Below are 22374 nucleotides of genomic sequence, written 5' to 3'. Positions count from 1 at the left end.
TCGACCATGACGAGGTGGAGACATGGCTGCAACAGGGCGCGGCGCGAAGGACGACCTCTTCAGCCGCGTGAGCACCTCGCGGGTGTCCCAGGTCATCGTGGACCAGATCAAGGTCCTCATACGCGACGGTTCCCTCACCCCCGGCGACCGGCTGCCGAGCGAGCGCGATCTGTGCCAGCGCTTCGGCGTGAGCCGGGTGACCGTGCGTGAGGCACTTCGGGTGCTGGAAGCCACCGGGCTCGTCACCATCCGGGTCGGCGCCCACGGCGGCGCCTTCCTGACCGCGCCGAGCACGGACCGCGTCGGCGAGGGCCTGGCCGATCTCCTTTCGATGTCCGTGCTCACCGCCGGCGAGGTGACCGAGGCGCGCAAGATCGTCGAGATCGGCGCCCTCCCCCTCATCGTCGAGCGGGCGACCGACGAGGACATCGACGCGCTGTTCAAGCTCGTCGACGAGGGCCAGACCGCCGTCGACGAGGGCGTGCACGCGGTGGACATCTCGGCGCGGTTCCACATCCGGCTCGCCGGATGCGCCCACAACACCGCGCTGACGATGCTGATCCAGAGCTTCCACGGCCCGCTCCTGATGTCCCTGCGGGAGGCCCGGGAGCAGGCCCCGATCATGGGCGCGCGCGGGACCGGCGAACACCGGGAGCTCGCCGAGGCCATCCGCGACCGCGACCTCGCGGCCGCACAGCGGGTCATGAGCGAACACATCGCCCGGACCGCGCAACGCGTGTCGCACGAGGTCGAGTAGCACCGGAAAAACGCCGCACCACCCTCGGGAACTCCTCTCGCACTGGACGCCACCTTCCGCTAAGGTCTAATGGACTAGCCAACGGAGGAGTCAGGGTGGTGAAGGCATGGCGGTGAAGGGAAGCGGCACCCTGGTGGTGGGCGCGAGCCAGGCGGGCGTGGAGCTGGCCGCCTCGCTGCGCAAGCTGGGTGCTTCGGGACCGATTACCTTGCTCGGCGGGGAAAACCGGCTGCCCTACCAGCGGCCCCCGCTCTCCAAGGCGTTCCTCAAGGGGGACCTGCCCGAGGAACGGCTGGCACTGCGTGGCCCGGACTTCTACGCGGCTCAGCGGATCGAGCTCGTCCGAGGTGAATGGATCGACGAGATCACGCTCACCGACCCCGAGCTCGGTGACGGCTTCGCAGTCACGCGGTCCGGTCGGACGGTGGAGTTCGATCGGCTCGCCCTGGCCACCGGAGGCACGCCACGCCGCCTCCGGATCCCCGGGAGTGAGCTCGCCGGCGTCCACTACCTGCGCGATGTCGACGACGCGATGGCGCTCCGGCACGACCTGGCCCAAGCCCGCGAGGTCGTGGTCGTCGGCGGGGGGTTCGTGGGGCTCGAGGCCGCCGCGGCCGCCACCGCCGCCGGCCGGGACGTCACCGTGGTCGAAGCGGCCGACCGGTTGCTCGCCCGCGCCGTCGCGCCGCAGATGTCGGGCTTCTACCTCGCCGCGCACCGTCGGCGCGGCACCGAAGTCGTGCTGTCGACCGGGGTGACCGAACTCCTCGGCCGCGACCGGGTGACGGGGGTCGGGCTCTCCGACGGCCGCACCATCCCCGCCGACGTCGTGGTCGTCGGGATCGGCCTGGTCCCCCACACCGAGCTCGCGGAGCAGCTCGGGCTCGCCTGCGCCGGCGGGATCCTGGTCGACGAGTCCGCCCGGACCAGCACACCCAGCGTGGTCGCCGCGGGCGACTGCACGACCGTCGCGCACCCCGACCACGGCGCCCTCCGCCTCGAGTCCGTACCCAACGCCATCGCGCAGGCGAAGATGGCGGCCGCGAGCCTGCTCGGCCTCGCCGCTCCCGTCGCCGGGATCCCGTGGTTCTGGTCCGACCAGGCCGATCTGAAACTCCAGATCGCCGGGATCAGCAGCGGCTACGACGAGACCGTGCTGCGAGGCGACCCCGGCAGTGAACGGTTCTCGCTCTTCTACTACCGCGGCGGACGCCTCATCGCGATCGACGCCGTCAACGCGCCACGTGACTACATGGCGGTGCGCAAGCTGCTCGAGGCCGGCCGCACCGTCCCGCCGCACGTCGCGGCCGACACCGAGGTGGCGCTGAAGGAATTCCTGCGCGCGGCTTGACGAGTCAGATGACGAAGGACTCCGTCGACTCGGGCGCGAACAGTTCTTCCGCGGTGCGCAGGCCGGACGAGAGCCCCTGCTGGTGGTGGTAGCGGAGGAACACGTCGAGCACGTGCCGGTTGGCGTCCAGCCCGTAGGACCAGTAGTCGGGGCCGAGCAGGCTCCGCGCGTCCTCCAGATGCTGGTTGAGCCACGGCTCCATGAACCGCAGCGCCGAGGCGTCGTAGATCCGCGCGTACGCCTCGTTCTTTGCCGCTGTGAACGCTTTCATCAGGGACTGCGCAACCCACGGGTGCCGCTCGTAGACCTCGCGGCGCAGGGCGACCACGTGCATGATCGGGAAAATCCCTGTCTCCGCGTAGTACTCCTTCTCCGCCGCGACGGTGTCGGGGAAGAGCCGGGCGACGCGACCGTCGCCGGCGACGTACGAGCTCGGGATCCGCGGGCTCTGCAGCGCGTCGATCTCGCCGGTGGCCAGCATGTCCGAAAGGGTCCGGCCGGCCGGGATCGACTGGACGTCGAAGCTGGTCGAGACGGCACCCTTTTCGATCCGCCCCGGCGTTTCCTGGCCACCGGTGAGGTAGGTGACCGAGTCGAGTGGCACGTCGTACGCGTCGGCGAGGATGCCGCGGATCCAGACGCCCGCGGTGAGCTGGAACTCGGGCGTGCCGATGCGTTTGCCGACGAGGTCGGCCGGTTTCTCGATGCCCGCCGCGGTGTTGATAAAGACGCCGCCGTGGCGGAACATCCTCGACGTGAACACCGGCAGCGCGACGAACGGCGCCGGGTCGCGGTCGAGCGAGGCGACGTAGGTCGACAGCGACATCTCCGAAGCGTCGAACTCGCCGTGGCGCAGCATGCGGAAGAACGTCTCCTCGACCGGGAGCCGCAGGTACGTCAGGTCGATGCCGTCGGGCCGGATCGACCCGTCTTCGAGGGCGCGCGTGCGGTCGTAGTCGCCGCATGCGAACGTGAGGGAAAGTCGGCTCATCGGGTCACCTTCCTGCGGCGGCGAGCCGCCGGTCGAGCCGGGGGTAGACCCGGCGAGCGTTGTCCTCGTACACCGCCGCCAGGTCCTCGCCGGCGAGACCGGCGCGGTCGACGTACTGCAACGTGTCGTCCCAGGCGATGCCGGTTTCCGGGTCCGCCCCGCGCACCGCGCCGAGCATCTCGGACGCGAAGAGCACGTTCTTCGCGGGCAGGACATCGAGCAGCAGGTCGATGCCGGGCTGGTGGTAGACGCACGTGTCGAAGAAGACGTTCGGCAGGAGCTCGGCCGGGTCGCGCCAGCCGTTGCGCATCGCCAGGCCCCGGTAGCGTCCCCAGTGGTAGGGCACCGCTCCCCCGCCGTGCGGGATCACCAGTCGCAGACCGGGAAACCGGTCGAAGAGCTTCGACTCGAGCAGCTGGGTGAACACGCTGGTGTCGGCGTTGAGGTAGTGCGCGCCGAGCGTGTGGTGGTTCGGGTTGCACGCCGTCGAGACGTGCACCATGGCGGGCACGTCCAGCTCGGTCAGGACCTCGTAGACACCGAACCACGACTCGTCGGTGATCGGCTTGCCCGCCCAGGTGCCGGACGGGTCCGGGTTCAGGTTGACGCCCACGAAACCGAGTTCGCCGACGGTCCGGCGGATCTCGGCCGTGACTCCGCCGAGATTGCCTTCCGGCGTCTGCGGAAGCTGCGCGACCGCGGCGAAGTGCTCGGGGTAGAGCTCGGCGACACGGTGGACGAGGTCGTTGGACGCGCGCGCCCAGGCGTTCGCCACGCCGGCGTCCGCGACGTGGTGTTCCATGCCGGATGCCTTGGGAGAGAACAACATCAGGTCGCCGCCACGCTCCCGCAGCACACGCAGCTGGTTACCCTCGACGCTCTCGCGCAGCTCGTCGTCGGTCACCGGCGCCAGTGCTGCCCGCTCACCGTCGAGCTGGGCGTCGCGGAACTGTTTCAACGCCGGCGGGGCTGTCGTGTAGTGACCGTGGATGTCGATGATCACCGGTCGCGCACCTCCTTGAGGTACTCGTCGTGCTCCACGTACCGCAGGCCCTTGCGGGCGAGGCGCTCACGCATCGAGTTGACGTCGAGGCCCAGCTCGCCCGCGGCGTAGCGGGCCCGCAGGCGCGCTTCCTTGTCCTCTCGCGCAACCGACGCCGCGAGGATCTCGTCCGCGTCGGCGCGGCGCACGACCACCACACCGTCGTCGTCGGCGACGATCACGTCACCCGGCTCGACGAGCCGGCCACCGCAGACGACCGGGGTGTTCACCGAGCCGAGGGTTTCCTTGACCGTGCCCTCGGCGGACACGGCCCGGGACCACACGGGGAACGGCAGCGCACGCAGCTCGGCGATGTCGCGGCAGCCGGCGTCGATGACCAGGCCCCGCACCCCGCGGGCCTTGAGCGAGGTCGCCAGCAGCTCGCCGAAGTAGCCCGCGTCCGACGGCGACGTCGGCGCGACCACCAGCACGTCACCGGGCTGACACTGTTCCACGGCCACGTGGATCATCCAGTTGTCGCACGGCGCCACGCTCACCGTCACGGCCGTGCCCGACACGTGCGCACCGGGATAGATCGGGTTCAGCGTGGACGCCATCAGCCCGGTGCGGCCCTGGGCTTCGTGAAGGGTGGCGACCCCGAACCGGCCCAGGCCGTCGCGTGTCTCCGAGCCGGTCCGGGGCGGGTTCGTGACGACGATCCCGCTCATCGGACGACCGCCCCACCGGCCTGGCCGACCAGCGAGGGCATCAGGGAGATGTGGATCGCGTCCTCGTCGGTCTCGCCGGCGAGCACGCGGATCGCGTGGTCGACCTGGTCGATGCCGTAGCGGTGGGTCGCCAGCTTCTCCAGCGGGAAGCGGCGCGAGGCGAGCTGGTCCACGGCGAGCTCGCAGGCGCGGAACGAGTGCCCGCGCGCGGACTTGATCGTGATCGCCTTCTCGGTCACCTTCTTGACCGGGAAGTCCGGGAACGCGGCCAGCTCACCCTGGATGAGGAGCGTGCCTTCGCGGCGCTTGAGGACATCGACGCCGAGCAGCACCGGCGCGGTGCCGGCGCGCGAAGTGCAGTCGAGCACGATGTCGACACCGCGGCCGCCGGTGAGGTCCAGGACCTTCTCGCGGGGGTCCTCGGTGAGCACGTCGATGACCTCGTCGGCGCCGAGTTCCTTCGCGAGGTCGAAGCGGTGCTTGTCGCGTGTGGTGCCCGATACCAGGATCTGGGCGGCACCGGCAGTCTTGGCCGCGACCAGCTGCGCGAGGCCCTGCTGGCCCGGGCCCTGGATCAGCACGGTGTCGGCGTACCCGACGCCGGCGGTGAGCAGCGCCCACTCGATGCCGTTGGACAGCGGCATGACCATGCCGGCGAGCTCGGGCGTGACCGTGTCGGGAACCTTGTGCAGCACGGAGTTCCAGGGCAGGTACATGTACTCGCTGAATCCGCCCCACAGCGTGCCGGGGTTTTCCGCGGAGGTGTAGCCGAACCGCCGGCCGTCGGGGTTGGTACGCCAGTCCGTCGCCTCGCAGTGCCGGTACTCGCCGAGCCGGCACCACTCGCAGTTGAAGCAGCCGACGTAGTGCTCGACGAACACCCGATCGCCTTCGGAAAGCCCGTGGCGTCGCTTGAACCGCGCCCCGGCCTGCGCGATGACGCCGACGTTCTCGTGCCCCATGATCACCCGGCCCTGGATCACCGCGGGCGGGTTGGCGTACATCTTCACGTCCGTCCCGCAGATCCCCGCGACCTCCACCTGCAGCAGGGCGGAGTCCTCGTCGATCGACGGGAGCCCGAATTCCTGCATCTCCGTCGTGCTCGGCGCGACGCGGACGGCCGCCTGCACAGTCTGGACCATCGAATCTCCCTCGTTGGCAGAATGGACAGCCCAATATACCATCAGCGGGGTAGTCCACCAGACGAAGCGAGGAGCCGCATGGCCGAGCACCTGCTGACCGTGACGCGTACCCAGGGCAACAACCGCGCGCTGACCGACGGCGAGGTCGTCCCTGCCGGGTTTCCCTTGGCGTTCAAGGAAGAACCGGTACTCGTCAACGGGTTCCGGCGGATGGTCCGCGACCTCGCCTACGACGTCTGCGAGATGGCGCTGACGACCTACCTCACCGCGCGCGAGCACGGCGTGCGCTTCACCGCGCTCCCCGTCTTCCTGGTCCGGGGGTTCCACCACGGCGCGATCCTCGTACGCAAGGACTCTGGCATCACCGAGCCTGGGCAGCTGGCCGGGAAACGCGTGGGCGTCGGCCGCGGCTACACGGTGACCACTGGTGTCTGGGCGCGCGCGATCATGGCGCTCGAACACGGCCTCGACCTCGACTCGGTCACCTGGGTCCTCAGCGGTGACGAGCACGTGGTGTCCTACCGTCCGCCCGCGAACGTCGAGCCGGCCGGGCCCGGGAAGAAGCTCGGGGACATGTTGCTGGCCGGCGAACTGGACGCCGTCGTCAACACCGGAGTGGACTCGCCCGAGGTCGTGCCCCTGATCACCGAGCCGGTCGAGGCCGGGTTCGCCGCGCTGCGCGAACGCGGCTTCTACCCGATCAACCACCTCGTCGTCGTCAAGGACGAGGTCCTCGACGCGCACCCCGGCGTCGCGAAGGCCGTGTTCGACGCGTTCGCCGAGTCCAAGCGCCGCTACGTCGAGCAGCTGCGGGCCGGGGTCGTCGAAACTGCCGCCGACCGGATGTACGCCCGGGTGATGGTCGAGACCGGCACCACCGACCCCCTCCCCTACGGCATCGAACCCAACCGGGCGATCCTCGACCTCCTCGCCGAACAGGCCGCGGCGCAACACATCCTGACGAAACCGGTGGACGTCGACTCGATGTTCGCGCCCGCGACCCGCGAACTGGCGGGCTGAGCCATGCGGATCGCGATCGCCGCCGATCACCACGGCGTGAACCTCAAGCAGCGCCTCACCACCTGGCTCACCGACCACGGTCACGAGGTGGACGACCGCGGCTCGCACAGCGCGACGGACACCGTCGACTACCCGCCGCTGTGCGCCGACGTGAGCCGGCGGGTCGCGGACGGCCGCGCCGACGCCGGCCTCGTGCTCGGCGGCAGCGGGCAGGGCGAAGTCATCGCCTGCAACAAAATCCGCGGCGTGCGCGCGGGTCTCGGGCACACCACGTTCATGGTGGAGATCTCGCGCGGCAACAACAACGCCAACGTGCTCGTGATCGGCACGAAGGTCATCTCGGACGACGAAGCGGAACGACTGCTCGCGCTGTGGCTGGCGACTCCGTTCAAGGGCGGCCGGCACCAGGACCGGATCGACCAGATCACCGCGCTGGAAGCCTGATTTCCGGCCGGAGCGGGACAGCGGTCGGCACCTCGGCGCCGATCGCGTCGGCCACGTCCAGCCCGCTCACGTGGGCGAGCAGCATGCGCAGCGAGTTGCCGTGCGCGACCACGAGCACCGAGCGGCCCGTTTCCAGCAGCGGCAGCAACTCGTCGAGCCAATACGGCCGCAATCGGTCGTGCAGCATCTCCAAGCTCTCGCCGCCGGGCGGCACGCCGGCCGGCGACCGCCGCCAGCAGGCGACCGCTTCGGCGCCGAACCGCGCTCGCGCGTCGGCCCGCAGAAGTCCTTGCAGCGCACCGTAATGCCGCTCGACGAGGGCCGGGTGGTACTCGGCCACGGCGGTCGGCGCGAGCCGGCTCCTGACGATCGCGGCGGTGTCGGCGGCGCGGGCCAGCGGCGAGCAGTGCACGATGTCCGGGACCCAGCCGGCCAGTCCTTCCGCGGCGGCTCGCGCTTCGAGGACGCCGGCCGGCGTCAGCGGCACGTTGAGGTGCCCGGCGAACAGGTCCCCGGCGTTGGCGGTGCTCTCGCCGTGGCGCAGCAGGACGAGCGGAGTCACCGGTCGTGTCCGCGGAGGAACTCCAGGACGCGCGCCGGCGCGGTCTCGGCCGTCTGCTCGGAAACCGGAACGTCCCAGTATTCGTGCACCGGCAGGCACTCCTGGAGGTAGCGCGCGGCCGAAGGGGCGTGCGAGCTGTCCTGCCCCGGCACGATCAACGCGGGCACGTCACAGATCATCAGGTCTTCGGGCTCCACGCCCGGAACGGTGTCGCGGTCGAACAGGCCCCGCATGGAGCCGGTCACGAGCAGGTCGTAGCGAGCCGGGTCGAAGGCCGCGTACTCCTTTGCGAAGGTCTCGTCGCTGCGCAGCGGCGCGGCCCACGGACCCACCCGCGGGTCGGTGCTGAAGCCGGCGGTCGTCGACCGGGCCAGGTCGACGACCGCCGGCAGCCCGTGTTCGGCGACGTAGGCGAGGTGCCGCACGAACCGGCGGTGTTGCGCCATCCGGTAGCGGGGCCCGCCGGCCGGCGAGAACATCACCATGCTGCGCACGCGTTCCGGTGCCGCGACGGCCAGTGCCGCGGCGGTCGAGCAGCCGACGCAGCCGCCCATGGTGTGCGCCGCGTCGATGCCGAGGTGGTCGAGCAGCCCGAGCGCCTGCCGGACGTAGACCGGCCAGTCCAGCCGCTCGACGCGACCACCCGACTGGCCCGATTCACGTCGGTCGAAGACGACGCAGGTGTATTCGGGGGCGAAGCAGTCGAGGAAGCCGAGTTCGCGGTAGCGCCCGAAGCTGGTCCAATTGTCCAAACTGGAATCAAAGCCGCCCGGACTGAACATCAGCAGCGGTGGCCCGTCCCCGATGATCTGGTACCGCGTGGCGATCCCGTCCAGCACGACCACCGGCATGCGAACTTCTCCTCAGCTCTGTGGCACCTTGATGCCACCGCGAATCTGCCTGCCACCGCGGATGTCCGCGGCGCAATCGGTCAGGGCCTCGAACGCGATGCGCGCGACGTTGGCGTAGGTGTCGATCTCTTTGTCGACGTTGGCGGCGTTGTAGCCGATGGCCGCGGTGGCCATGCGGATGCGCCCGTCGAGCCACGGCCCGCCCCCGAACCCGCCGAGCACGGGGATCGACACCGCGTCCACCACCGCCGGCCCCACCACCGGGCCGGAGTTGGTGAAGTTGAGCGCGACGGCTCCCGCCGACTCGAGCCGCTTGGCCTCCGCGACCAGCTCGTCGAGCATCCCGTCGGGCACCTGAGCGACGCTGGCCGCGGAGTACTCGATGCCGTACTTCAGGGCCGTCTGCGGCGTGATCCCGAACTGCGCGAAGACCGGAATGCCCGCCCTGGTCACGGCCTCGACCGCGTCCGGGAAGTCGGCGGCCCCGTCGAGCTTCACCAGGTCGACGCCCGCCTCCTTGACCAGCCTGATCGCCGCGTCGACCGCACTGGCCGCGCCCTGCTGCAGCGGGCCGAACGGGAAGTCGCAGCTGAGCAGCGCTCGCCGGACTCCCCGCCGAGCCGCCTTCGCGACGACGAGCACCTCGTCGAAGGTGATCTCGAGCGGATGCGGCTGCCCCCAGAGGTTGACCCCGACGGTGTCGCCGACCGAGACGATGTCCACGCCGACCCGGTCGGCGATGCGCGCCATCTGGTAGTCCCAGGCGACGATGCAGACGCTCTTCTCGCCGCGCGTCTTCATCGCCTGCAGAGCCGGGATGGTGACCTTGCCGGCCGGATCGCTCTGGGGGCTCATGCGCGCGTCGCTTTCAGCAGTTCCAGCAGATCGTCCTCTTCGGCGGGCACCAAGAGGATCCGGGCGTGCGGACGCAGCGAGAACAATGCCTCGTTCGAGACCCCGTCCGAGGTCACGACCAGGCCCGCCGTCATGATCCCGCGCACCGTGCAGGCCGCGCCGATGGTGGCCGCCGCCTCGGCGTTCTCGCCGGTGGTCGAAACCAGCACGACGGTGTTGCTGTCCCGCAGCTCATCGGTGAGGGCCACCCGGTCGCCGGTCATGGTGACCAGCTCGTCACCGGCGCCGAAAACCGAGTAGAAGCGCGCCTGCGCCCACTCCTCGGCGGCCGCCCGCCCGACGATGCCCTTCGCCGCTTCGTCCAGCGCCACCACCCGCGTGTTGCGGGCGGCGGACAACGGGTAGTCGATCCGGAAAGCCGCTTCCTCGGCGGTCGCCGCGCGGGCACAACTGCTGACCAAGCCACGTTGCAACACGGTGTTCCTCGCCGTCTCAGACCGTGGTCTGCCGCACGCCCGGCTTGGCGACCATCGCCTCGCCGATTCCGTCCACAAAGGACTGGTCGGCGGGCAGCACGACCGCGACCGAGCGCACCTTCTGGTCCTGGGCCCGGTTGCCTGCCGGCTCGACCCCGTCCTCGGCCAGCGCGAGCGCGGCCTTGCGCAGCTTCTGGCGCGCCTTGATGATGCCCGCGTCGGTGGCGACGAGCCGCTCCTTGGTCCGGTCGACGATCGGCCCCATCGACTCCTGCAACGACGAGTCCTGGAGCGCGATGCCCTTGATGCCGGAGTAGGTCTCGCCGCGCCGCTGCGCGTCGCGGTCCATGAGGTAGTCGTTGTCCTTGTTCGCGAGCGGCCGGTAGTTCTCGTCGTTCGCGCTGTGCACGCCCAAACCGGCCCGCATGGCCGCCACCTCTTCGCTGTCGAGCTGGCGGGTCGGGTGGTAGTCGAAGCTCCAGGCCCAGCAGTTCTCGTCGTCGATCGGCACCCAGAAGTGGCCGTGCATCGGGTGGTCGGCGCGCGGCGGGACCATGGTGAAGTTCGGCAGCACCCACGGCGTCACCCGCCAGTAGTAGTGCCCCTCCTCCGCGCTACGGCGAGCGGCGATGAGCAGGCCGCCCTCGTAGTCGACGACCTCGAAGAACGGCTTGAGGTCCGCGCGGTTGTAGGCGTTGCCCTTCGACCCCTTGAACAGCGGGTCGCTGTCGAGGCTGCCCGAGTGCAGGAAGGTGACGTGGCTGGAGTCGATGCCGCCTTCGAGCGCCTGCAGCCAGTTGCACTCCTGAAAGCGCTTCGACGTGAACGCCTGCCCCTCCGGAACGGTCACGAACTCCCACTCCGGCAGCGGCGGCTGCGTCTCCGGGTCACCGAAGTAGGCCCACAGCACGTCGCCGCGCTTGACCATCGGGTAGGACTTGAGCTTGACGTTGGCACAGAAGTTGCTGGTCTCGGGCTCGCTCGGGACCTCGATCGCCTGACCGGTGTAGTCGTACTTCCAGCCGTGGTACGGGCAGCGCAGGCCGCCGGCCTCGTTGCGACCGAACCAGAGCGAGACGCCGCGGTGCGCGCAGAACTCGTCCATCAGGCCGTACCGGCCCTCCGAGTCGCGGAAGGCGATCAGCCGCTCCGACAGGATCTTGACCCGCACCGGCGGGCAGTCGTCGGCGGGCAGCTCCTCGGCCAGCAGAACGGGCTGCCAGAAGCGCCGGAACAGGGCGCCCATCTTGGTGCCCGGCCCGGTCTGCGTCAGCAGTTCGTTGATCTCTGTTCGGAGCACGCTGAAGTCCTTTCGCACCGGCGATCACGAAGCCGTTATAGGATTGAATATCAGACCATTGAACCACTGGCAATGGCGAGTTCCCCGCGCCGAGGTCAGACGACCTGCTCTCCGGGCACGTCGACGGTGAGCCCGTCGAGCTGCGGCGTCATCTCGATCTGGCACGAGAGGCGGCTCCCGGCCCGCCGGTCGCCGACCGCGAGGTCGAGGAGGTCGTCCTCCATGTCACCGACTTCGCCGACGTGATCCAGATACTCCTCGCGCACCCACACGTGGCAGGTGCCGCACGAAAGGCAGCCCCCGCACTCGCCGATGATCCCCGGCACCCCCGCGCGCACGGCCGCGCTCATGACGCTCTCCCCCACGGAGGCGTCGACCGCCCGCTCCTCGCCGGCGTCGTCGACGTACACGACCTTCGGCATGTCCACTCCTAGCCGCTGACTAATGGACTTACCAATATACCGGTTGATCTCGGTGGCGCAAGACGCCAAGAGCCTGCATCGTGGCACTCGGCGACGGCTGGATCACCGCGCCGCAACTGGCCCCGGGACAGCTCGCACACATCCATACGGCCGCGCCGACGCACCTGACGGTCGACTGCCGCGGCGCCGGCCGCTCGGCGGCCGAACACGTCGAGATCAGCGCCACCGCGGCGGCGCTGATCTCGGACGAACTGTGAACCGCTGGCTTGCCGAAGCCGCCAAAGGGGCTAGAAACCGGTTTTAGGTCCCCACGGGAGACCGGTCCAGTACTGCAGCGAAGGGTAGCGGCGGCCAGGTCCCCACGGACTTCCGGAGGCAGGTCGAGCGCGCCGAAGATCGGCCAGATCGTGTCCATGGCGCTGGAATCACCGCGGGCGAAGATCTGCTTGCTCGTCCACCGGTGGTGAATGCCGTCCTCGTCCTCGGTGAACACGTGCAGAAGCGGGATCTGCACGCCGTCCGGGGTTCCGCGTGGTGGTCGCGGTTGAAGGTGGTGCTCTTCGACGGCACCGCGCGAATGGCGCACCAGTGACGTTCCCGGGCGTAAGCGCCGAGCCGATCGGCGCCGGCCCGTCCACTCCGGACTCGAAGACGAGACCTGCTCGGTCAGCAGCAGCCGATCCCAAGTACTGCGCGGGTCAGCAGTGCTCCTGGCGCGCTGCCTCGAGATCGTCGGCGAACGCTGGACGCCGCTGATCGTGCGCGACGCCTTTTCGGGACGGCGCGCCCGCTCCGGTGATTTCCCAGCCCACCTGGGCATGTCTCGTGCCCTGCTGACCGAGCACCTCGAAGGCCTGCTCGAGACCGGCGTGCTGGCGGAGACGCCCGGCAGCCACGGCTACCGAGAGTGTGCGTGCACGCAAATGGCGGCGCGTACGCCCACCGCGTCCGCGATGGGCGTACGCGGTGACCATGGATCACCTGTCCGACGGCCGGTTCGTCCTCGGGCTCGGGTCAAGTGGGCCGCAGGTGGTCGAGGGCTGGTACGGGCAGCGGTACCGCCGGCCGTTGCAGATGACGAGAGAGTACGTCGAGATCGTGCGGAAGGTGATTGCGCGGGAAGGCCCGGTCGAGTTCCACGGCGAGCACTTCACGATTCCCGCGCCCGGCGGCACCGGTTTCGGGAAGCCGCTGCGGGCCAACATCCGGCCGCGGCGGCCCGAGATCCCGATCTTCCTCGGTGCCCAGGGCCCGAAGAACGTCGCCCTCGCCGCCGAGATCGCGGACGGCTGGCTCTCGATGTTCTTGGGCCCCAAGCTCGACGCGTACTACCGCGCGGCACTCGGCGAGGGCTTCAGCCGCCCGGGCGCGCGACACACCGCCGAATCGTTCACCGTCGTCGCCAACGTCAACGTACGCGTCGACGACGATGTGGAGCGCGCGGCGGACAGCCTGCGCCCGCTGCTGGCGCTCTACATCGGCGGCATGGGCGCGGCCGAGGTGAACTTCCACCGCAACATGTTCACGCGGCTGGGCTACGAGGCCGAGTGCGAGAAGATCACCCAGCTGTATCTGGACGGCCACCGGGCCGAGGCGATCGCCGCGGTCAGCACCCGGATGGTGGAGGAAGTCGCCTTGATCGGCCCCCCGCACAAGATCCGCCACGATCTCCAGGCCTGGGAGACGACCGTCGTCGACGTCATCAGCGCAAACATGGCGGACCCGGCGACCCTGCGGACCCTCGCCGAACTGATGGCCTGATCCTGGAGCCGGGCAACCGTCGCGTTAGGACGGTTCAGTTCGCCGCGAGCATGACGGCGAATTCCGGCGGTGTCCGCAGCGACTGGAACACGACACAGTAGCGTTCGGTCAGCTTCTTCAGCGTCGCGAGCTGGCCGGGGTCGGCGTCGGTGTCGAGGTCGAACGACAGCCGGATCGCGCGGAAGCCGACCGGGGCGTCCTTCGCGACGGCCAGCGTGCCGCGGAAGTCGAGGTCGCCCTCGGCCCGGACGCGGCCGCCGCGCACTTCGAGGCCCAGCGACGTCGCCACTGCCCGCAACGTCACCCCGGCGCACGCGACGAGCGCTTCGAGCAGCATGTCCCCGGAGCAGGCGAGGGTGCCATCGCCGCCGGTCGCCGGGTGCAGCCCGGCCTCGACGATCGCGCGGCCGGTCTCGACCTTGCAGGAGATGCCGAGGCCGTCCAGCTCGGCGTCGGCGTGCAGCGTGACGAGCGCGCTCTCCGGTTCGTCGCGGTACTTGTCCTTCAACGGGGCCTGGGTCGCGCGCAGCGCTTCGGAGTCCATGCGCTCGATTGTGCCTGCGTTTGCCGGAAAGCGAAAAGGCGGGGAGCCGGGCTTCCGGTCTCCCCGCCTTCTCAGTGCGGATTCAGGCGCGTCAGCTCAGTGTCACCGCGGCGTCGTCGATCACGAACGACGTCTGCAGCGAGCTGTCCTCGGTGCCGGTGAACTTCAGCGCCAGGGTGCCACCGGCGGCCGACGAGACGTCGATCGTCCGGAGGGTGTACCCCGTGCCCTTGTTCAGGTTGGAGTAGTTGCCCAGCGTCGCGCTGCCGTTGGTGACGGTCAGCTTGTCGTAGGCGGTCGTCGTGGTCGTCTCCGCGGAGTCGATGTGCAGGTAGAACGTGAGGGTGGCGTGGCAGCCGGCCGGGACGCTCACCGACTGCGCGACGGACTCGGTGTGCGTCGAGCCGTAGCCGTCGAGGTAGGCGCTGTAGGTGCCGCCGTGCGCCGGCTCACCCGAGGACGCCCACTGGCCGATGGTGCCGGTGGTGCCGGTCCAGTTCGCGCTGCCCGACTCGAAGCCGCCGTTGAGGAGCTTCTGGCCGGAGCAGCCGCCGGTGGCCCCGACGGTCCAGGTGAACGACGCCGTGCCGGTCCTCCCGGCCGAGTCCCTCGCGGTCACCGTGGCGTTCGAGGAGCCCGCGGTGGTCGCGGTGCCCGAGATCGTACCGGTGGAGGCGTTGATCGACAGGCCGGCCGGCAGTCCGGTGGCCGACCAGGTGTACGGCGCGGTGCCGCCCGAGGCCGACAGCGGCAGATTCACCGCGGAGCCCGTCGTGGTCGACTGGTTGCCCGGGTTGGACACGGTGACGGTGCCGGTCGCCGAACACGTCGGCTCACCCGATTGCGCCGGGACGGAGATCGCGTTCCACGCCGCCTTGACGGTGTTGAATTCGGCGCAGCTGCCCGGGAACAGGTTCTTCGCCGCGGTCAGGGTCCAGGTGCGGTACTTCAGGTAGGAGCTGCCGGAAGTCTTGAGCAGCATCGCGTTGTAGAAGATCTTCACCGCGGTCTGGACACCGAGCCCGGTGACCGTGGAGTTGTTGCACGTCGTGCTGGTCGGCTGTCCGTTGGTGGGGTTGGTGCCTTCGGCCAGCAGGTAGAACCAGTGGTTGCCGGGGCCGGCGGCCGCGTGCACCTCGCCGCCCGGAACCGAGCTGTCGTAACAGTTCTTGTCGCCCAGCGCCAACGGGTTGTACATGTTGCGGATCGGGCCGGAGCCGACCAGGTTGACCTGCTCGCCGACGAGGAAGTCGGGCTTGTCGTAGGGCGCCGGCTCGTTCGCGAACCACTCGGTCGAAGCACCGAAGACGTCCGCGACGAACTCCTGGGTACCCGCGCCCGAGATGCCGCCCGGCGTGTGGTCGTCGATGCCGTGTCCGTGCTCGTGCGCGACGACGTCGATCGAGCCGATCCACTGGTTCTGCGTGTTGTGGCCGACCTGGACCTGGGTGCCGTCGTAGTAGGCTTGCTCGTCGTTCAGGCCGACGCGGATCGGCCAGCCGCCGCCGTTGCCGTCGAAGCCGTCGCGGCCCAGCCACTGCGAGAGCATCTTGTTCTCGGTCTGGGCGGCGAACAGCGCGTCGACGCAGCCGGTCTCGCGGCTGCTGGCGGTGCCGTTGCCCCAGCTGTCGTCCGGACCGCTGAAGGTGGTGTTGGAGGCCGCGTCCTGGCAGGACGTGTTGGTGATGGCCGGGTCCTTCATCGTGTAGGTGCTGCCCGAGTGCGTGGTGTCGAGGTGCACCGGGTTCGGGCCGTTCCACGCGCTGGTGCCGTCACCGTTCATCACGTGCTCCTGCGTGTGGAGCACCTTCCCGGTCGCCGCGTCGACGATGACGTCGAGCCGGCTCGGGCCCTCGGCGTCGCGTCCGACGGCCGTGCTCTTCCACGCCAGCTTCGGCGAGCCGAGCGCGTAAACGACTTGCTGGGCCGGGCTCACACTGTCCACGGAGGACAGCTGCTGCCGGGCAGTCGCCTCGGCCGCCGTCTTGGTGACGGCCGGAACGGACGTCGCGACGTTGATGGTCTGGTCCTGTGCGACGGAGGTGGCCAGCACCTGGCCCGTCGAATCGGTCGCGACGACGAAGTCACCGCCCACCACGGGCAGGCCCTTGTAAGTGCGCTCGTAAGGGATGTACTGGAGCCCGTTGGTCGAGGAGATTGCCTTCTGCTGCACGAAACCGTCGTCCGCGCTGGCGTGCAGCGCGGCCGGACGGCTCGCGACGAGACCGGCGGCGGCGTTCACCGCCATCGCCTGGGCGTTCAGTACGGCGTTGGGTACGGCGTTCGGGGTGGTTTGCGCCTGTGCGGTGCCGGTGACGCAGAGGGCGCCGACGAGTACGCCGGTCACGGCCAAGACGGCAGAACGTCTCAGTTCCATATCTCCTCCGGGCAGGGTGAACCGGGCCCGGGTTCGAGGCCGGGCCCTGGTCAGGGGAATGGGAAGTGGCGCTGCGCAACGGAAAACAGAATCCGGCGCCTCAGCCTCGCGAACAAGCTACTAACGTACGGTCTTACCGATACTTCACCCTGTTGCCCATAGCGGACAAAGGTCATCACGATCAGTTTTCGGCCCTGTCAGTCCACTGAGGACGCATGAGCCAAGTGGCCACCCGTTCGCCGGTTGACCCCAGCTCCGGCGCGGTCCGGAAGCCGGCAGTCAGCTCGTCGGCCCCGGCGTCCCGGCAACCGTCGAGCCGCTCACGGAGCGTGTGCCACCGCTCCGTGAAACCCGCGCGTAGATCGGGATCGCGATGCCGACGGCGAGGGAGATGGCGGCGCAGATGGCGACCGGGGTCGCCCATGAGTGCAGAAGTGCTTGCGGTGACGACGGGTCGATTGTCGAGGTCACGACCGCGACGCCGAGGCCGGAGCCGAGGTAGCGGGCGGTGTTGTTGACGCCGCTGCCCATGCTCGCGTGGTGAGCGGGGACGGTGGCGACCGCTTGGGCGCCGAGCGAGGCGTTGAGCAGGCCGGTTCCGATGCCGGCGATCGCGAAGCCGGGAGCCAGGCGCAGCAGCGTGGCGTTGTCGTGCAGGGGTGCGAGGGTCGCCAGGCCGGCGCCGATGATGATCAGCCCCGCGGCGAGTTGGGTTTCCGGCGTGACGCGCCCGCGAAGGTGCCGCGCGACCAGCGAGACGAGCACGCTCAGACCGGACCAGATCACCAACGGGACGTAGCCGGCGAGCGAGGAGCCGTGCAGTCCTTGCTCGACCAGGGTCGGGGTGTAGGAGGTCAGTGAGATCACGCCGAACCCCGCGGTGAACGCGGCGACGGTGACCGTGACGAACTGCCAGTTGGTGAACAGGCGGATGTCCACCAAGGGAAATTCCGTGCGGCGTTCGTGGAAGACGAAGGCGGCCACGATGACCACTCCCGCGGCCAGGAACGCGAGGACCGCCGGTTGCAGCCAGCCGGTTCGGCCGAGGACCAGCCCGGCCAGCAATGCGCTCGGGCCGGCGATCAGGGCGGCCGCACCGACATAGTCGATTCGCCCGCCGGCCGCGGCGGGACTGGCGGGGTTGGCCGGCAGCGCCCGGAAGAAGACGATCAAGCCGGCGGAGCAGGCCGACGAGGAGGTAGGGGCTGCGCCAGCCGGCCGCCGGTTCCAGGAGGGCCGCGAGCAGGGGCCCGATGAGGATGCCGACTCCGAGGCTTGCTCCCCAGAGGCCGGTGGCTCGCGTGCGCCGGTGTCCGGGGGAAGTGACTTGGGCGATCAGCCCCAGGCTCGTCGCCACCAGGGCCGCGGCGCCGAGTCCCTGGCCGATGCGAGCGATGGTGAACAGGGTCGGGCTGGGCACACCGGCCCCGGCGAACAGGAAGAGTGCTTGGACCGCGGCACCGAAGACGAAGACGGTCCGGCGTCCCAGCCGATCGGCCAGCGCACCGCCGACGAGTAGGCCCGCGCCGAGTCCGATGCTGGCGGCACTGAGCATCCACGTGCGCCCCATCACGCTCGCGCCCATGGTGTTCGCCAGCGTCACCAACGTGCTCATGGGCAACGTGAACATGACCATCGCCAACACCGTGGCAACGCAGGCCAACGCGACCGTCGGCCCCTCCGCCCGAGGCCGTTCCCGGGGCGCCGCGACCGCCGCCGGCGGCGCTGCGTGCTTCTCTGCGTCCACCGTTCTCTCGCCCTCCGCCCGAAATATGTCGCTCGTCAGATTTTCTCCGCGCCCGTGCTGCGCTCCCCGAGAACGCCGGCCGTCGCGACGGCCGCGAACGCTAGGGCGCGCCCGCGGCGAGGGCCCGTTCGACGAGCACACCCCGGACGGCGTCGAACGGCTCCGGGGTACGCAACGCCCGCGAGGTGATCTGCGCACCCTGGACCGCCGCGATCACGGCATGGGCGAGCCCCACCGCAGCCGTGTCACTCAGGCCGAACACCACGAACTGGAACGCGATCGCCTCCACGATCTCGGTGAACCGGAGACGGCACGCCTCACCGAGCTCCTCGGAAGCCCCGCCGGCCTCGATCACCAGCGGCGCGATGGCGCAACCACGCCCGTACCCGCTGGCGATCATGCCGTCGCGCGCCCGGTCCACGTACCCGCCGACCAGATCCGCGGCCGAGGTCGCGGCACCGGCCAGCCGACGGATCTCCGCAAGCTGCTCGCCCGCGTGCACCCCGGCCGTCTCGGCAGCGATCTGCTGCTTGCCCTGGGGAAAGTGGTAATACAGCGAACCCCGCGGCGCGGCACTGCGCTGCACCACCTCGGCGAGCGACATGGCGCGGTAACCCCGCTCCCGGATGATCTCCCGAGCGGCGCCGATCATCCGCTGCCTGGTACCGGACCCCTGCCGCACGACGCCATTCCCCTCACCCAGTCATGTATGATGACCGACATAATCCTCTCCGCAGAGTGCCCGTCGGCAACCACGGTGTCAAGGCGGGCCCCTCCCTCGTGCGAGCCGAGACCGCGAGCTGATCGATGCTCGACTGAGGAATTTGCGCAATTGTGCCACCACCTCTTCGGGCTGTTCCTCTGGCAGGAAAAGGCCGCAGTTCTCGAGCCGGTGCCGGTGACCTTGTCCGGAAGGAGGCGCGGTAGTCGTCAAAACCGGCGCGCGGGGCGGAGAACGCGCGGACGTACTCGTCGACGTCTCCTGCGGCAAGACCCCGGCGCTGGAACGTCCAGCGTTCGTAGAAGTAGCCAAGGTGCGCGGCGATGTTGCCGGGGTTTGTCGGCGCGCCCGTATCCGCGCAGGTCGGGCGCGATCGCTGTGTGGGTTTCGGTGAGCGGCCACCACGCGGTGCCAGCAATGAGACATCTGTGGCCAGCCGACAAGGGCGGGAATTGCCAGCGTGGAACAGGTTTTCGAGAGCAGGCGCAGAATCCGCCAGGGCGTGTCCGAAAGAGGGCCTTGATGGTTTCAGCATGGCTCCTAGTGGTGTCGTGAACCCGTGGCGATGACAGTGTCCACTGTGGTCGGCAACCCCACAGTGAGCACCGCGGTCACCGTTGCGGCCGCGCGACGCCGGCCCGGGCGGCGGCCCGAGCCCGGGAGGCGCGCAGGTTGATGGCGTTGCCGCAGGCGCGCACGTCGTGCCAGACCGCGCTGTTGTTGCGCGACCGGTCGTAGAACACGGCCCGGCAGATCGGGCTGCGACAGGTCTTCACTCGCCGCCACTCGTCCAGCAGCTGCGCCCGGTGGATCTCGAGCAGCACCGCGCCCGCGACGGCCTGCCACCCGGAGCCGGCAGGCTCGAGCACCAGCCGGCCGCCGGAATCCCACCCGGCGACGACGCGCAGCTCGGCCGGCAACGGTTCGCCCTCGGTCCCGGCCACTGCCCCGAGCTGGTCGCGAAGCGCTCGGAGCTCCTCGCCGTCGGCGGCCCTGAGCCGAACGCCACGGCTACGGCCACCGCTGGCGACCGCCCACTCCGCGATCGCCGCATTCGCCCACTCCTGAGCCGAGCGGACCGACGACAACAGGTCGCCCAGGGTCCCCTGCGGGCTGCGGCGGGTGTTGAGCAAATCCTGGACGAGGGCGAGCCCGCCCGGCGCCGGCGCAAGACCGTAGCGCTCGTTGCCGTGCCACGTCATGGCAGCCGCGCAGAAGCCGGCGGCGCCACGGCCAACACTCGCCGCAGCGCGTCGACCAGATCGGCCGCTATTCGGCGGGACACCGCGGCGCCGGCGACGAACGTCGACCCGTGGAACGTGCCCGGGTACAAGTGCAGTTCCACCGGCACGTTCGCCTGCGCGAGACGGCGCGCATACTCCAGCGCCTCGTCCCGAAACGGGTCGAACTGGCTCGCCGTGACGTACGCCGGCGGCAGCCGGGTCAGGTCGGTAGCACGCGCGGGTGCGGCGTACGACGACACGCGCGGACCGCCGGCCTCGTCGCCCAGGTAGGCGGCCCAACTCTGCTTCGCGTTGCCGCGGTGCCAGACCGGAGTGTCCACACAGGTCCACATCGACTCGGTGGCGAGCCGATCGTCGAGCGCCGGGGTGCCGAGCGCCTGGAACGTCAGCGCCGGGCCGCCGCAGTCGCGGGCCAGCAGCGCCACGGCTGCCGCGAGCCCGCCGCCGGCGTTCTGCCCGGACACGGCGATGCACGCCGGGTCCACCCCGAGGTCTTCGGCCGTTTCCGCCAGCCACAACAGCGCCGCGTAACAGTCGACGACCGCGGCGGGATGCGGGTGCTCGGGCGCGAGCCGATAGTCGACGGAGACGACCACCGCGCCCACCGACTCGGCGATCGCCGCCGCACCGGCGTGTTCGGTGTGCAGGCCACCGCTGACGAAGCCACCGGAGTGCATGTGCAGAACCGCCGGCAGGCGCCCGCTCCCCTGTCGTGGCCGGTACACGCGGACCGGCACCGGCGGCGCACCGTGCCGGCCGGGCACTTCGCGATCTTCGACGGTCAGCCCGGCCAAATCCGGTTCCGGGCACCGCGCCGACAGCGAACGCTCGGTCTCACGAGCCTTCCGGGCATCGCCGACGTCGATCTCCGGGATCCCCGGCAGCCAGTGCGCCAGCTCCGGATCCACCGCGTAGGACAAGGAAACTCCTCGGTTGGGCCCGCGCCTCAGGCGACGGGGACGAAGCGCGGTCCGCTGGTCGCGAAGTCGGCGCGCTTCGCACGGACGAACTCTTCGACGGACAGCGCGGGTCGGCCGCCGATCTTCTCGATCACGTCGTTCGTGCCGGAGAACACGCCGTTGCGGTCACGACCACCTCGGCACCGGCCTCCGCCAGCGCACGAGAGCGGTCGTCCTCCCGGTGCACCATCGCGCGGGCGCGATGGCCGCGCTCGAGGAGCAGCTTGACCGCCCCTCCCCCCGTCCTGCCGGTCGCCCCGGTCACCAGGAACAGCCTGTCGTCGGACATGTGAACACCTTTAGTAGAGCCGAAAATCGTGATCTGGGGCGGGAAGTACTCACGCGGTGTGCGCTCGCCGGCCGGGGTATCGCCCTCTGGCCCATCGTCGGCTCCCCCATCGACTGGGGCGACGACTTTCCCGCCCTGCCCGCGCCGCTCAGCCGGACGGTCACCAGACGATCTCGCGCATCAGGAAGGGCTTGTCCCCCGGCCGACTTGCGCGCTTCAAGGACGTGCTTGGCCGGCAGGGACACCTTGGCCGGCTCACCGCCCGAGGAAACCGCGCCGGGCTGGACGAGGCTCACCTTGATACCGAAGTGGCCGGTCTCGATCGCGAGAATTTTGGCAAGCGCTTCCAGCGCCCATTTCGTCGCACCGTACGGACCGATCAACGGCAGCACCATGCGCCCCTGGATGCTCGCGACGAACACGAGCCGCCCCGCTCCCCGCGCTCGCATGGCCGGCAGAAGTCCCTGCGTCACGCGCAGCGACCCGAGGGTGTCGAGCCGGAAGAGCCGCTCCACCTCGTCGAGCGAGGCGCTCTCCAGCGGTACGCGCACGGTCTCGCCGGCATTGCTCACCAGGACGTCGACTTCACCGGCGTCGCGGATCGCCGCGTCGACGCTGTCCTGATCGGTGACGTCGAGGCGCAGCCGCTGGTCCACCGGCAGATCGGCGAGCGCCTCCGGCCGACGCGCGGTGGCGATCACGTGGTGGCCAGCGGCTCGATCGCGATGGCACGGCCGATGCCCCGGGACGCACCGGTTACAAGAACGGACGACATCGTGATTCTCCTTGTTCCTGAATGCTGTTCGCCGCGCGAGTGTGACCACAGTGGACGCGGAGGCGAGTCGGACGGA

25 protein-coding genes and 3 pseudogenes are annotated in these 22374 nt (G+C 70.0%); 7 read left to right on the top strand and 21 right to left on the bottom strand.

Translation table 11 applies throughout. The features are described from left to right. Positions 1 to 22 precede the first annotated feature (22 nt). Positions 23 to 757, top strand: coding sequence for a FadR/GntR family transcriptional regulator (locus AB0M56_RS17180; RefSeq protein ID WP_364176650.1), 735 nt, complete (start codon positions 23 to 25; stop codon positions 755 to 757). A 106-nt stretch (positions 758 to 863) separates the two neighbouring features. Next, positions 864 to 2108 (top strand): FAD-dependent oxidoreductase, encoded by a 1245-nt coding sequence (locus AB0M56_RS17175; protein WP_364176648.1) that lies wholly within the window; start codon positions 864 to 866, stop codon positions 2106 to 2108. A gap of 4 nt (positions 2109 to 2112) precedes the next feature. Here the strand turns inward: AB0M56_RS17175 and AB0M56_RS17170 are convergent, their stop codons facing one another. From AB0M56_RS17170 to AB0M56_RS17155, 4 genes are read right to left on the bottom strand one after another with little or no spacing between them, the layout of a single operon-like run. Then, positions 2113 to 3099 (bottom strand): ABC transporter substrate-binding protein, encoded by a 987-nt coding sequence (locus AB0M56_RS17170; protein WP_364176645.1) that lies wholly within the window; start codon positions 3097 to 3099, stop codon positions 2113 to 2115. 4 nt (positions 3100 to 3103) lie between these two features. Beyond that, a complete protein-coding gene (locus tag AB0M56_RS17165) occupies positions 3104 to 4102 on the bottom strand; it encodes an amidohydrolase family protein (protein ID WP_364176642.1) in 999 nt (332 codons plus the stop codon). Further along, positions 4099 to 4809, bottom strand: coding sequence for a 4-carboxy-4-hydroxy-2-oxoadipate aldolase/oxaloacetate decarboxylase (locus tag AB0M56_RS17160; RefSeq protein WP_364176640.1), 711 nt, complete (start codon positions 4807 to 4809; stop codon positions 4099 to 4101). The genes AB0M56_RS17165 and AB0M56_RS17160 overlap by 4 nt, the downstream gene beginning before the upstream one ends. Then, positions 4806 to 5951, bottom strand: coding sequence for an alcohol dehydrogenase catalytic domain-containing protein (locus AB0M56_RS17155; protein WP_364176637.1), 1146 nt, complete (start codon positions 5949 to 5951; stop codon positions 4806 to 4808). The genes AB0M56_RS17160 and AB0M56_RS17155 overlap by 4 nt, the downstream gene beginning before the upstream one ends. 78 nt (positions 5952 to 6029) lie before the next feature. Between AB0M56_RS17155 and AB0M56_RS17150 the strand changes: the two genes are divergently transcribed. Together AB0M56_RS17150 and AB0M56_RS17145 are read left to right on the top strand one after the other, a co-directional pair. Beyond that, positions 6030 to 6971 (top strand): hypothetical protein, encoded by a 942-nt coding sequence (locus AB0M56_RS17150; protein ID WP_364176635.1) that lies wholly within the window; start codon positions 6030 to 6032, stop codon positions 6969 to 6971. 3 nt (positions 6972 to 6974) lie between these two features. Next, positions 6975 to 7415, top strand: coding sequence for an RpiB/LacA/LacB family sugar-phosphate isomerase (locus tag AB0M56_RS17145; RefSeq protein WP_364176632.1), 441 nt, complete (start codon positions 6975 to 6977; stop codon positions 7413 to 7415). On the opposite strand, the gene AB0M56_RS17140 is transcribed toward AB0M56_RS17145, so the two are convergent. From AB0M56_RS17140 to AB0M56_RS17115, 6 genes are all read right to left on the bottom strand, one after another. Beyond that, positions 7396 to 7977: a 2,3-bisphosphoglycerate-dependent phosphoglycerate mutase gene (locus tag AB0M56_RS17140; RefSeq protein ID WP_364176629.1), complete on the bottom strand. Its 582-nt coding sequence runs from the start codon at positions 7975 to 7977 to the stop codon at positions 7396 to 7398. The two genes, AB0M56_RS17145 and AB0M56_RS17140, sit on opposite strands and share 20 nt — an antisense overlap. Further along, positions 7974 to 8828, bottom strand: coding sequence for an alpha/beta hydrolase (locus tag AB0M56_RS17135; RefSeq protein WP_364176626.1), 855 nt, complete (start codon positions 8826 to 8828; stop codon positions 7974 to 7976). The genes AB0M56_RS17140 and AB0M56_RS17135 overlap by 4 nt, the downstream gene beginning before the upstream one ends. A 12-nt stretch (positions 8829 to 8840) precedes the next feature. After that, on the bottom strand, positions 8841 to 9683 hold the full coding sequence (locus AB0M56_RS17130; RefSeq protein ID WP_364176623.1) for a 3-methyl-2-oxobutanoate hydroxymethyltransferase: 843 nt from the start codon (positions 9681 to 9683) through the stop codon (positions 8841 to 8843). Then, positions 9680 to 10159, bottom strand: a complete 480-nt coding sequence (locus AB0M56_RS17125; protein ID WP_364176620.1) for a hypothetical protein — start codon at positions 10157 to 10159, stop codon at positions 9680 to 9682. The genes AB0M56_RS17130 and AB0M56_RS17125 overlap by 4 nt, the downstream gene beginning before the upstream one ends. 16 nt (positions 10160 to 10175) lie before the next feature. After that, the gene (locus AB0M56_RS17120; protein ID WP_364176617.1) at positions 10176 to 11459 is read right to left on the bottom strand and encodes a Rieske 2Fe-2S domain-containing protein; all 1284 of its coding nucleotides are present in this window, start codon (positions 11457 to 11459) and stop codon (positions 10176 to 10178) included. Positions 11460 to 11554: 95 nt separating this feature from the next. Beyond that, complete coding sequence (locus AB0M56_RS17115) at positions 11555 to 11881, bottom strand: 2Fe-2S iron-sulfur cluster-binding protein (RefSeq protein WP_364176614.1); 327 nt, start codon at positions 11879 to 11881, stop codon at positions 11555 to 11557. 80 nt (positions 11882 to 11961) lie between these two features. Here AB0M56_RS17115 and AB0M56_RS17110 point away from each other — a divergent pair, with 80 nt between their 5' ends. The 3 genes and pseudogenes from AB0M56_RS17110 to AB0M56_RS17100 all read left to right on the top strand — a co-directional run. Further along, a complete protein-coding gene (locus tag AB0M56_RS17110) occupies positions 11962 to 12138 on the top strand; it encodes a hypothetical protein (protein ID WP_364176611.1) in 177 nt (58 codons plus the stop codon). A gap of 203 nt (positions 12139 to 12341) precedes the next feature. Then, positions 12342 to 12473: a hypothetical protein gene (locus AB0M56_RS17105; RefSeq protein WP_364176608.1), complete on the top strand. Its 132-nt coding sequence runs from the start codon at positions 12342 to 12344 to the stop codon at positions 12471 to 12473. 328 nt (positions 12474 to 12801) lie between these two features. Next, a pseudogene (locus tag AB0M56_RS17100) lies at positions 12802 to 13642 on the top strand (LLM class F420-dependent oxidoreductase); the annotation flags it as partial. A gap of 34 nt (positions 13643 to 13676) precedes the next feature. On the opposite strand, the gene AB0M56_RS17095 reads toward AB0M56_RS17100, so the two are convergent. The 11 genes and pseudogenes from AB0M56_RS17095 to AB0M56_RS17045 all read right to left on the bottom strand — a co-directional run bounded on the left by AB0M56_RS17095 (position 13677) and on the right by AB0M56_RS17045 (position 22347). Further along, positions 13677 to 14186, bottom strand: coding sequence for an OsmC family protein (locus AB0M56_RS17095; protein WP_364176606.1), 510 nt, complete (start codon positions 14184 to 14186; stop codon positions 13677 to 13679). A 91-nt stretch (positions 14187 to 14277) separates the two neighbouring features. Beyond that, a complete protein-coding gene (locus AB0M56_RS17090) occupies positions 14278 to 16539 on the bottom strand; it encodes a M4 family metallopeptidase (RefSeq protein WP_364177057.1) in 2262 nt (753 codons plus the stop codon). Positions 16540 to 16842: 303 nt separating this feature from the next. Next, positions 16843 to 17736, bottom strand: coding sequence for an MFS transporter (locus tag AB0M56_RS17085; RefSeq protein ID WP_364176603.1), 894 nt, complete (start codon positions 17734 to 17736; stop codon positions 16843 to 16845). 28 nt (positions 17737 to 17764) lie between these two features. After that, a pseudogene (locus tag AB0M56_RS17080) lies at positions 17765 to 18310 on the bottom strand (MFS transporter); the annotation flags it as partial. 100 nt (positions 18311 to 18410) lie between these two features. Further along, a complete protein-coding gene (locus AB0M56_RS17075) occupies positions 18411 to 18962 on the bottom strand; it encodes a helix-turn-helix domain-containing protein (RefSeq protein WP_364176600.1) in 552 nt (183 codons plus the stop codon). A 108-nt stretch (positions 18963 to 19070) separates the two neighbouring features. After that, positions 19071 to 19457: pseudogene (locus tag AB0M56_RS17070) on the bottom strand (hypothetical protein). Between the two features lie 185 nt (positions 19458 to 19642). Further along, positions 19643 to 20233: a CGNR zinc finger domain-containing protein gene (locus AB0M56_RS17065; protein ID WP_364176597.1), complete on the bottom strand. Its 591-nt coding sequence runs from the start codon at positions 20231 to 20233 to the stop codon at positions 19643 to 19645. Next, positions 20230 to 21195 carry an alpha/beta hydrolase gene (locus AB0M56_RS17060; protein ID WP_364176595.1) on the bottom strand — a complete coding sequence of 322 codons (966 nt, stop codon included), beginning with the start codon at positions 21193 to 21195 and terminating at the stop codon, positions 20230 to 20232. Before AB0M56_RS17060 ends, AB0M56_RS17065 begins: the two co-directional genes overlap by 4 nt. Before the next feature lie 26 nt (positions 21196 to 21221). Beyond that, positions 21222 to 21350, bottom strand: coding sequence for a hypothetical protein (locus tag AB0M56_RS17055; RefSeq protein WP_364176592.1), 129 nt, complete (start codon positions 21348 to 21350; stop codon positions 21222 to 21224). Then, on the bottom strand, positions 21326 to 21523 hold the full coding sequence (locus tag AB0M56_RS17050) for an NmrA family NAD(P)-binding protein (protein ID WP_364176590.1): 198 nt from the start codon (positions 21521 to 21523) through the stop codon (positions 21326 to 21328). Before AB0M56_RS17050 ends, AB0M56_RS17055 begins: the two co-directional genes overlap by 25 nt. After that, entirely contained in the window at positions 21496 to 22347 is an 852-nt protein-coding gene (locus tag AB0M56_RS17045) for an SDR family NAD(P)-dependent oxidoreductase (RefSeq protein ID WP_364176587.1), read from the bottom strand. The genes AB0M56_RS17050 and AB0M56_RS17045 overlap by 28 nt, the downstream gene beginning before the upstream one ends. Positions 22348 to 22374 lie beyond the last annotated feature (27 nt).

This window comes from Amycolatopsis sp. NPDC051372, from assembly GCF_040682095.1.
In the GTDB taxonomy this organism is placed as follows: Bacteria; Actinomycetota; Actinomycetes; order Mycobacteriales; family Pseudonocardiaceae; genus Amycolatopsis.
Note: the sequence above shows the minus strand (reverse complement) of the source record. Positions and strands in the feature narration are given on the sequence as shown.

Bases quoted from the DNA above. Each gene is read 5' to 3' on its own strand.
- AB0M56_RS17115 (WP_364176614.1), bottom strand. From the start codon at position 11,881: ATGCCGAAGGTCGTGTACGTCGACGACGCCGGCGAGGAGCGGGCGGTC.
- AB0M56_RS17180 (WP_364176650.1), top strand. From the start codon at position 23: ATGGCTGCAACAGGGCGCGGCGCGAAGGACGACCTCTTCAGCCGCGTG.
- AB0M56_RS17170 (WP_364176645.1), bottom strand. From the start codon at position 3,099: ATGAGCCGACTTTCCCTCACGTTCGCATGCGGCGACTACGACCGCACG.
- AB0M56_RS17150 (WP_364176635.1), top strand. From the start codon at position 6,030: ATGGCCGAGCACCTGCTGACCGTGACGCGTACCCAGGGCAACAACCGC.
- AB0M56_RS17050 (WP_364176590.1), bottom strand. From the start codon at position 21,523: ATGTCCGACGACAGGCTGTTCCTGGTGACCGGGGCGACCGGCAGGACG.
- AB0M56_RS17175 (WP_364176648.1), top strand. From the start codon at position 864: ATGGCGGTGAAGGGAAGCGGCACCCTGGTGGTGGGCGCGAGCCAGGCG.
- AB0M56_RS17155 (WP_364176637.1), bottom strand. From the start codon at position 5,951: ATGGTCCAGACTGTGCAGGCGGCCGTCCGCGTCGCGCCGAGCACGACG.
- AB0M56_RS17075 (WP_364176600.1), bottom strand. From the start codon at position 18,962: ATGATCGGCGCCGCTCGGGAGATCATCCGGGAGCGGGGTTACCGCGCC.
- AB0M56_RS17160 (WP_364176640.1), bottom strand. From the start codon at position 4,809: ATGAGCGGGATCGTCGTCACGAACCCGCCCCGGACCGGCTCGGAGACA.
- AB0M56_RS17065 (WP_364176597.1), bottom strand. From the start codon at position 20,233: ATGACGTGGCACGGCAACGAGCGCTACGGTCTTGCGCCGGCGCCGGGC.
- AB0M56_RS17145 (WP_364176632.1), top strand. From the start codon at position 6,975: ATGCGGATCGCGATCGCCGCCGATCACCACGGCGTGAACCTCAAGCAG.
- AB0M56_RS17095 (WP_364176606.1), bottom strand. From the start codon at position 14,186: ATGGACTCCGAAGCGCTGCGCGCGACCCAGGCCCCGTTGAAGGACAAG.
- AB0M56_RS17130 (WP_364176623.1), bottom strand. From the start codon at position 9,683: ATGAGCCCCCAGAGCGATCCGGCCGGCAAGGTCACCATCCCGGCTCTG.
- AB0M56_RS17135 (WP_364176626.1), bottom strand. From the start codon at position 8,828: ATGCCGGTGGTCGTGCTGGACGGGATCGCCACGCGGTACCAGATCATC.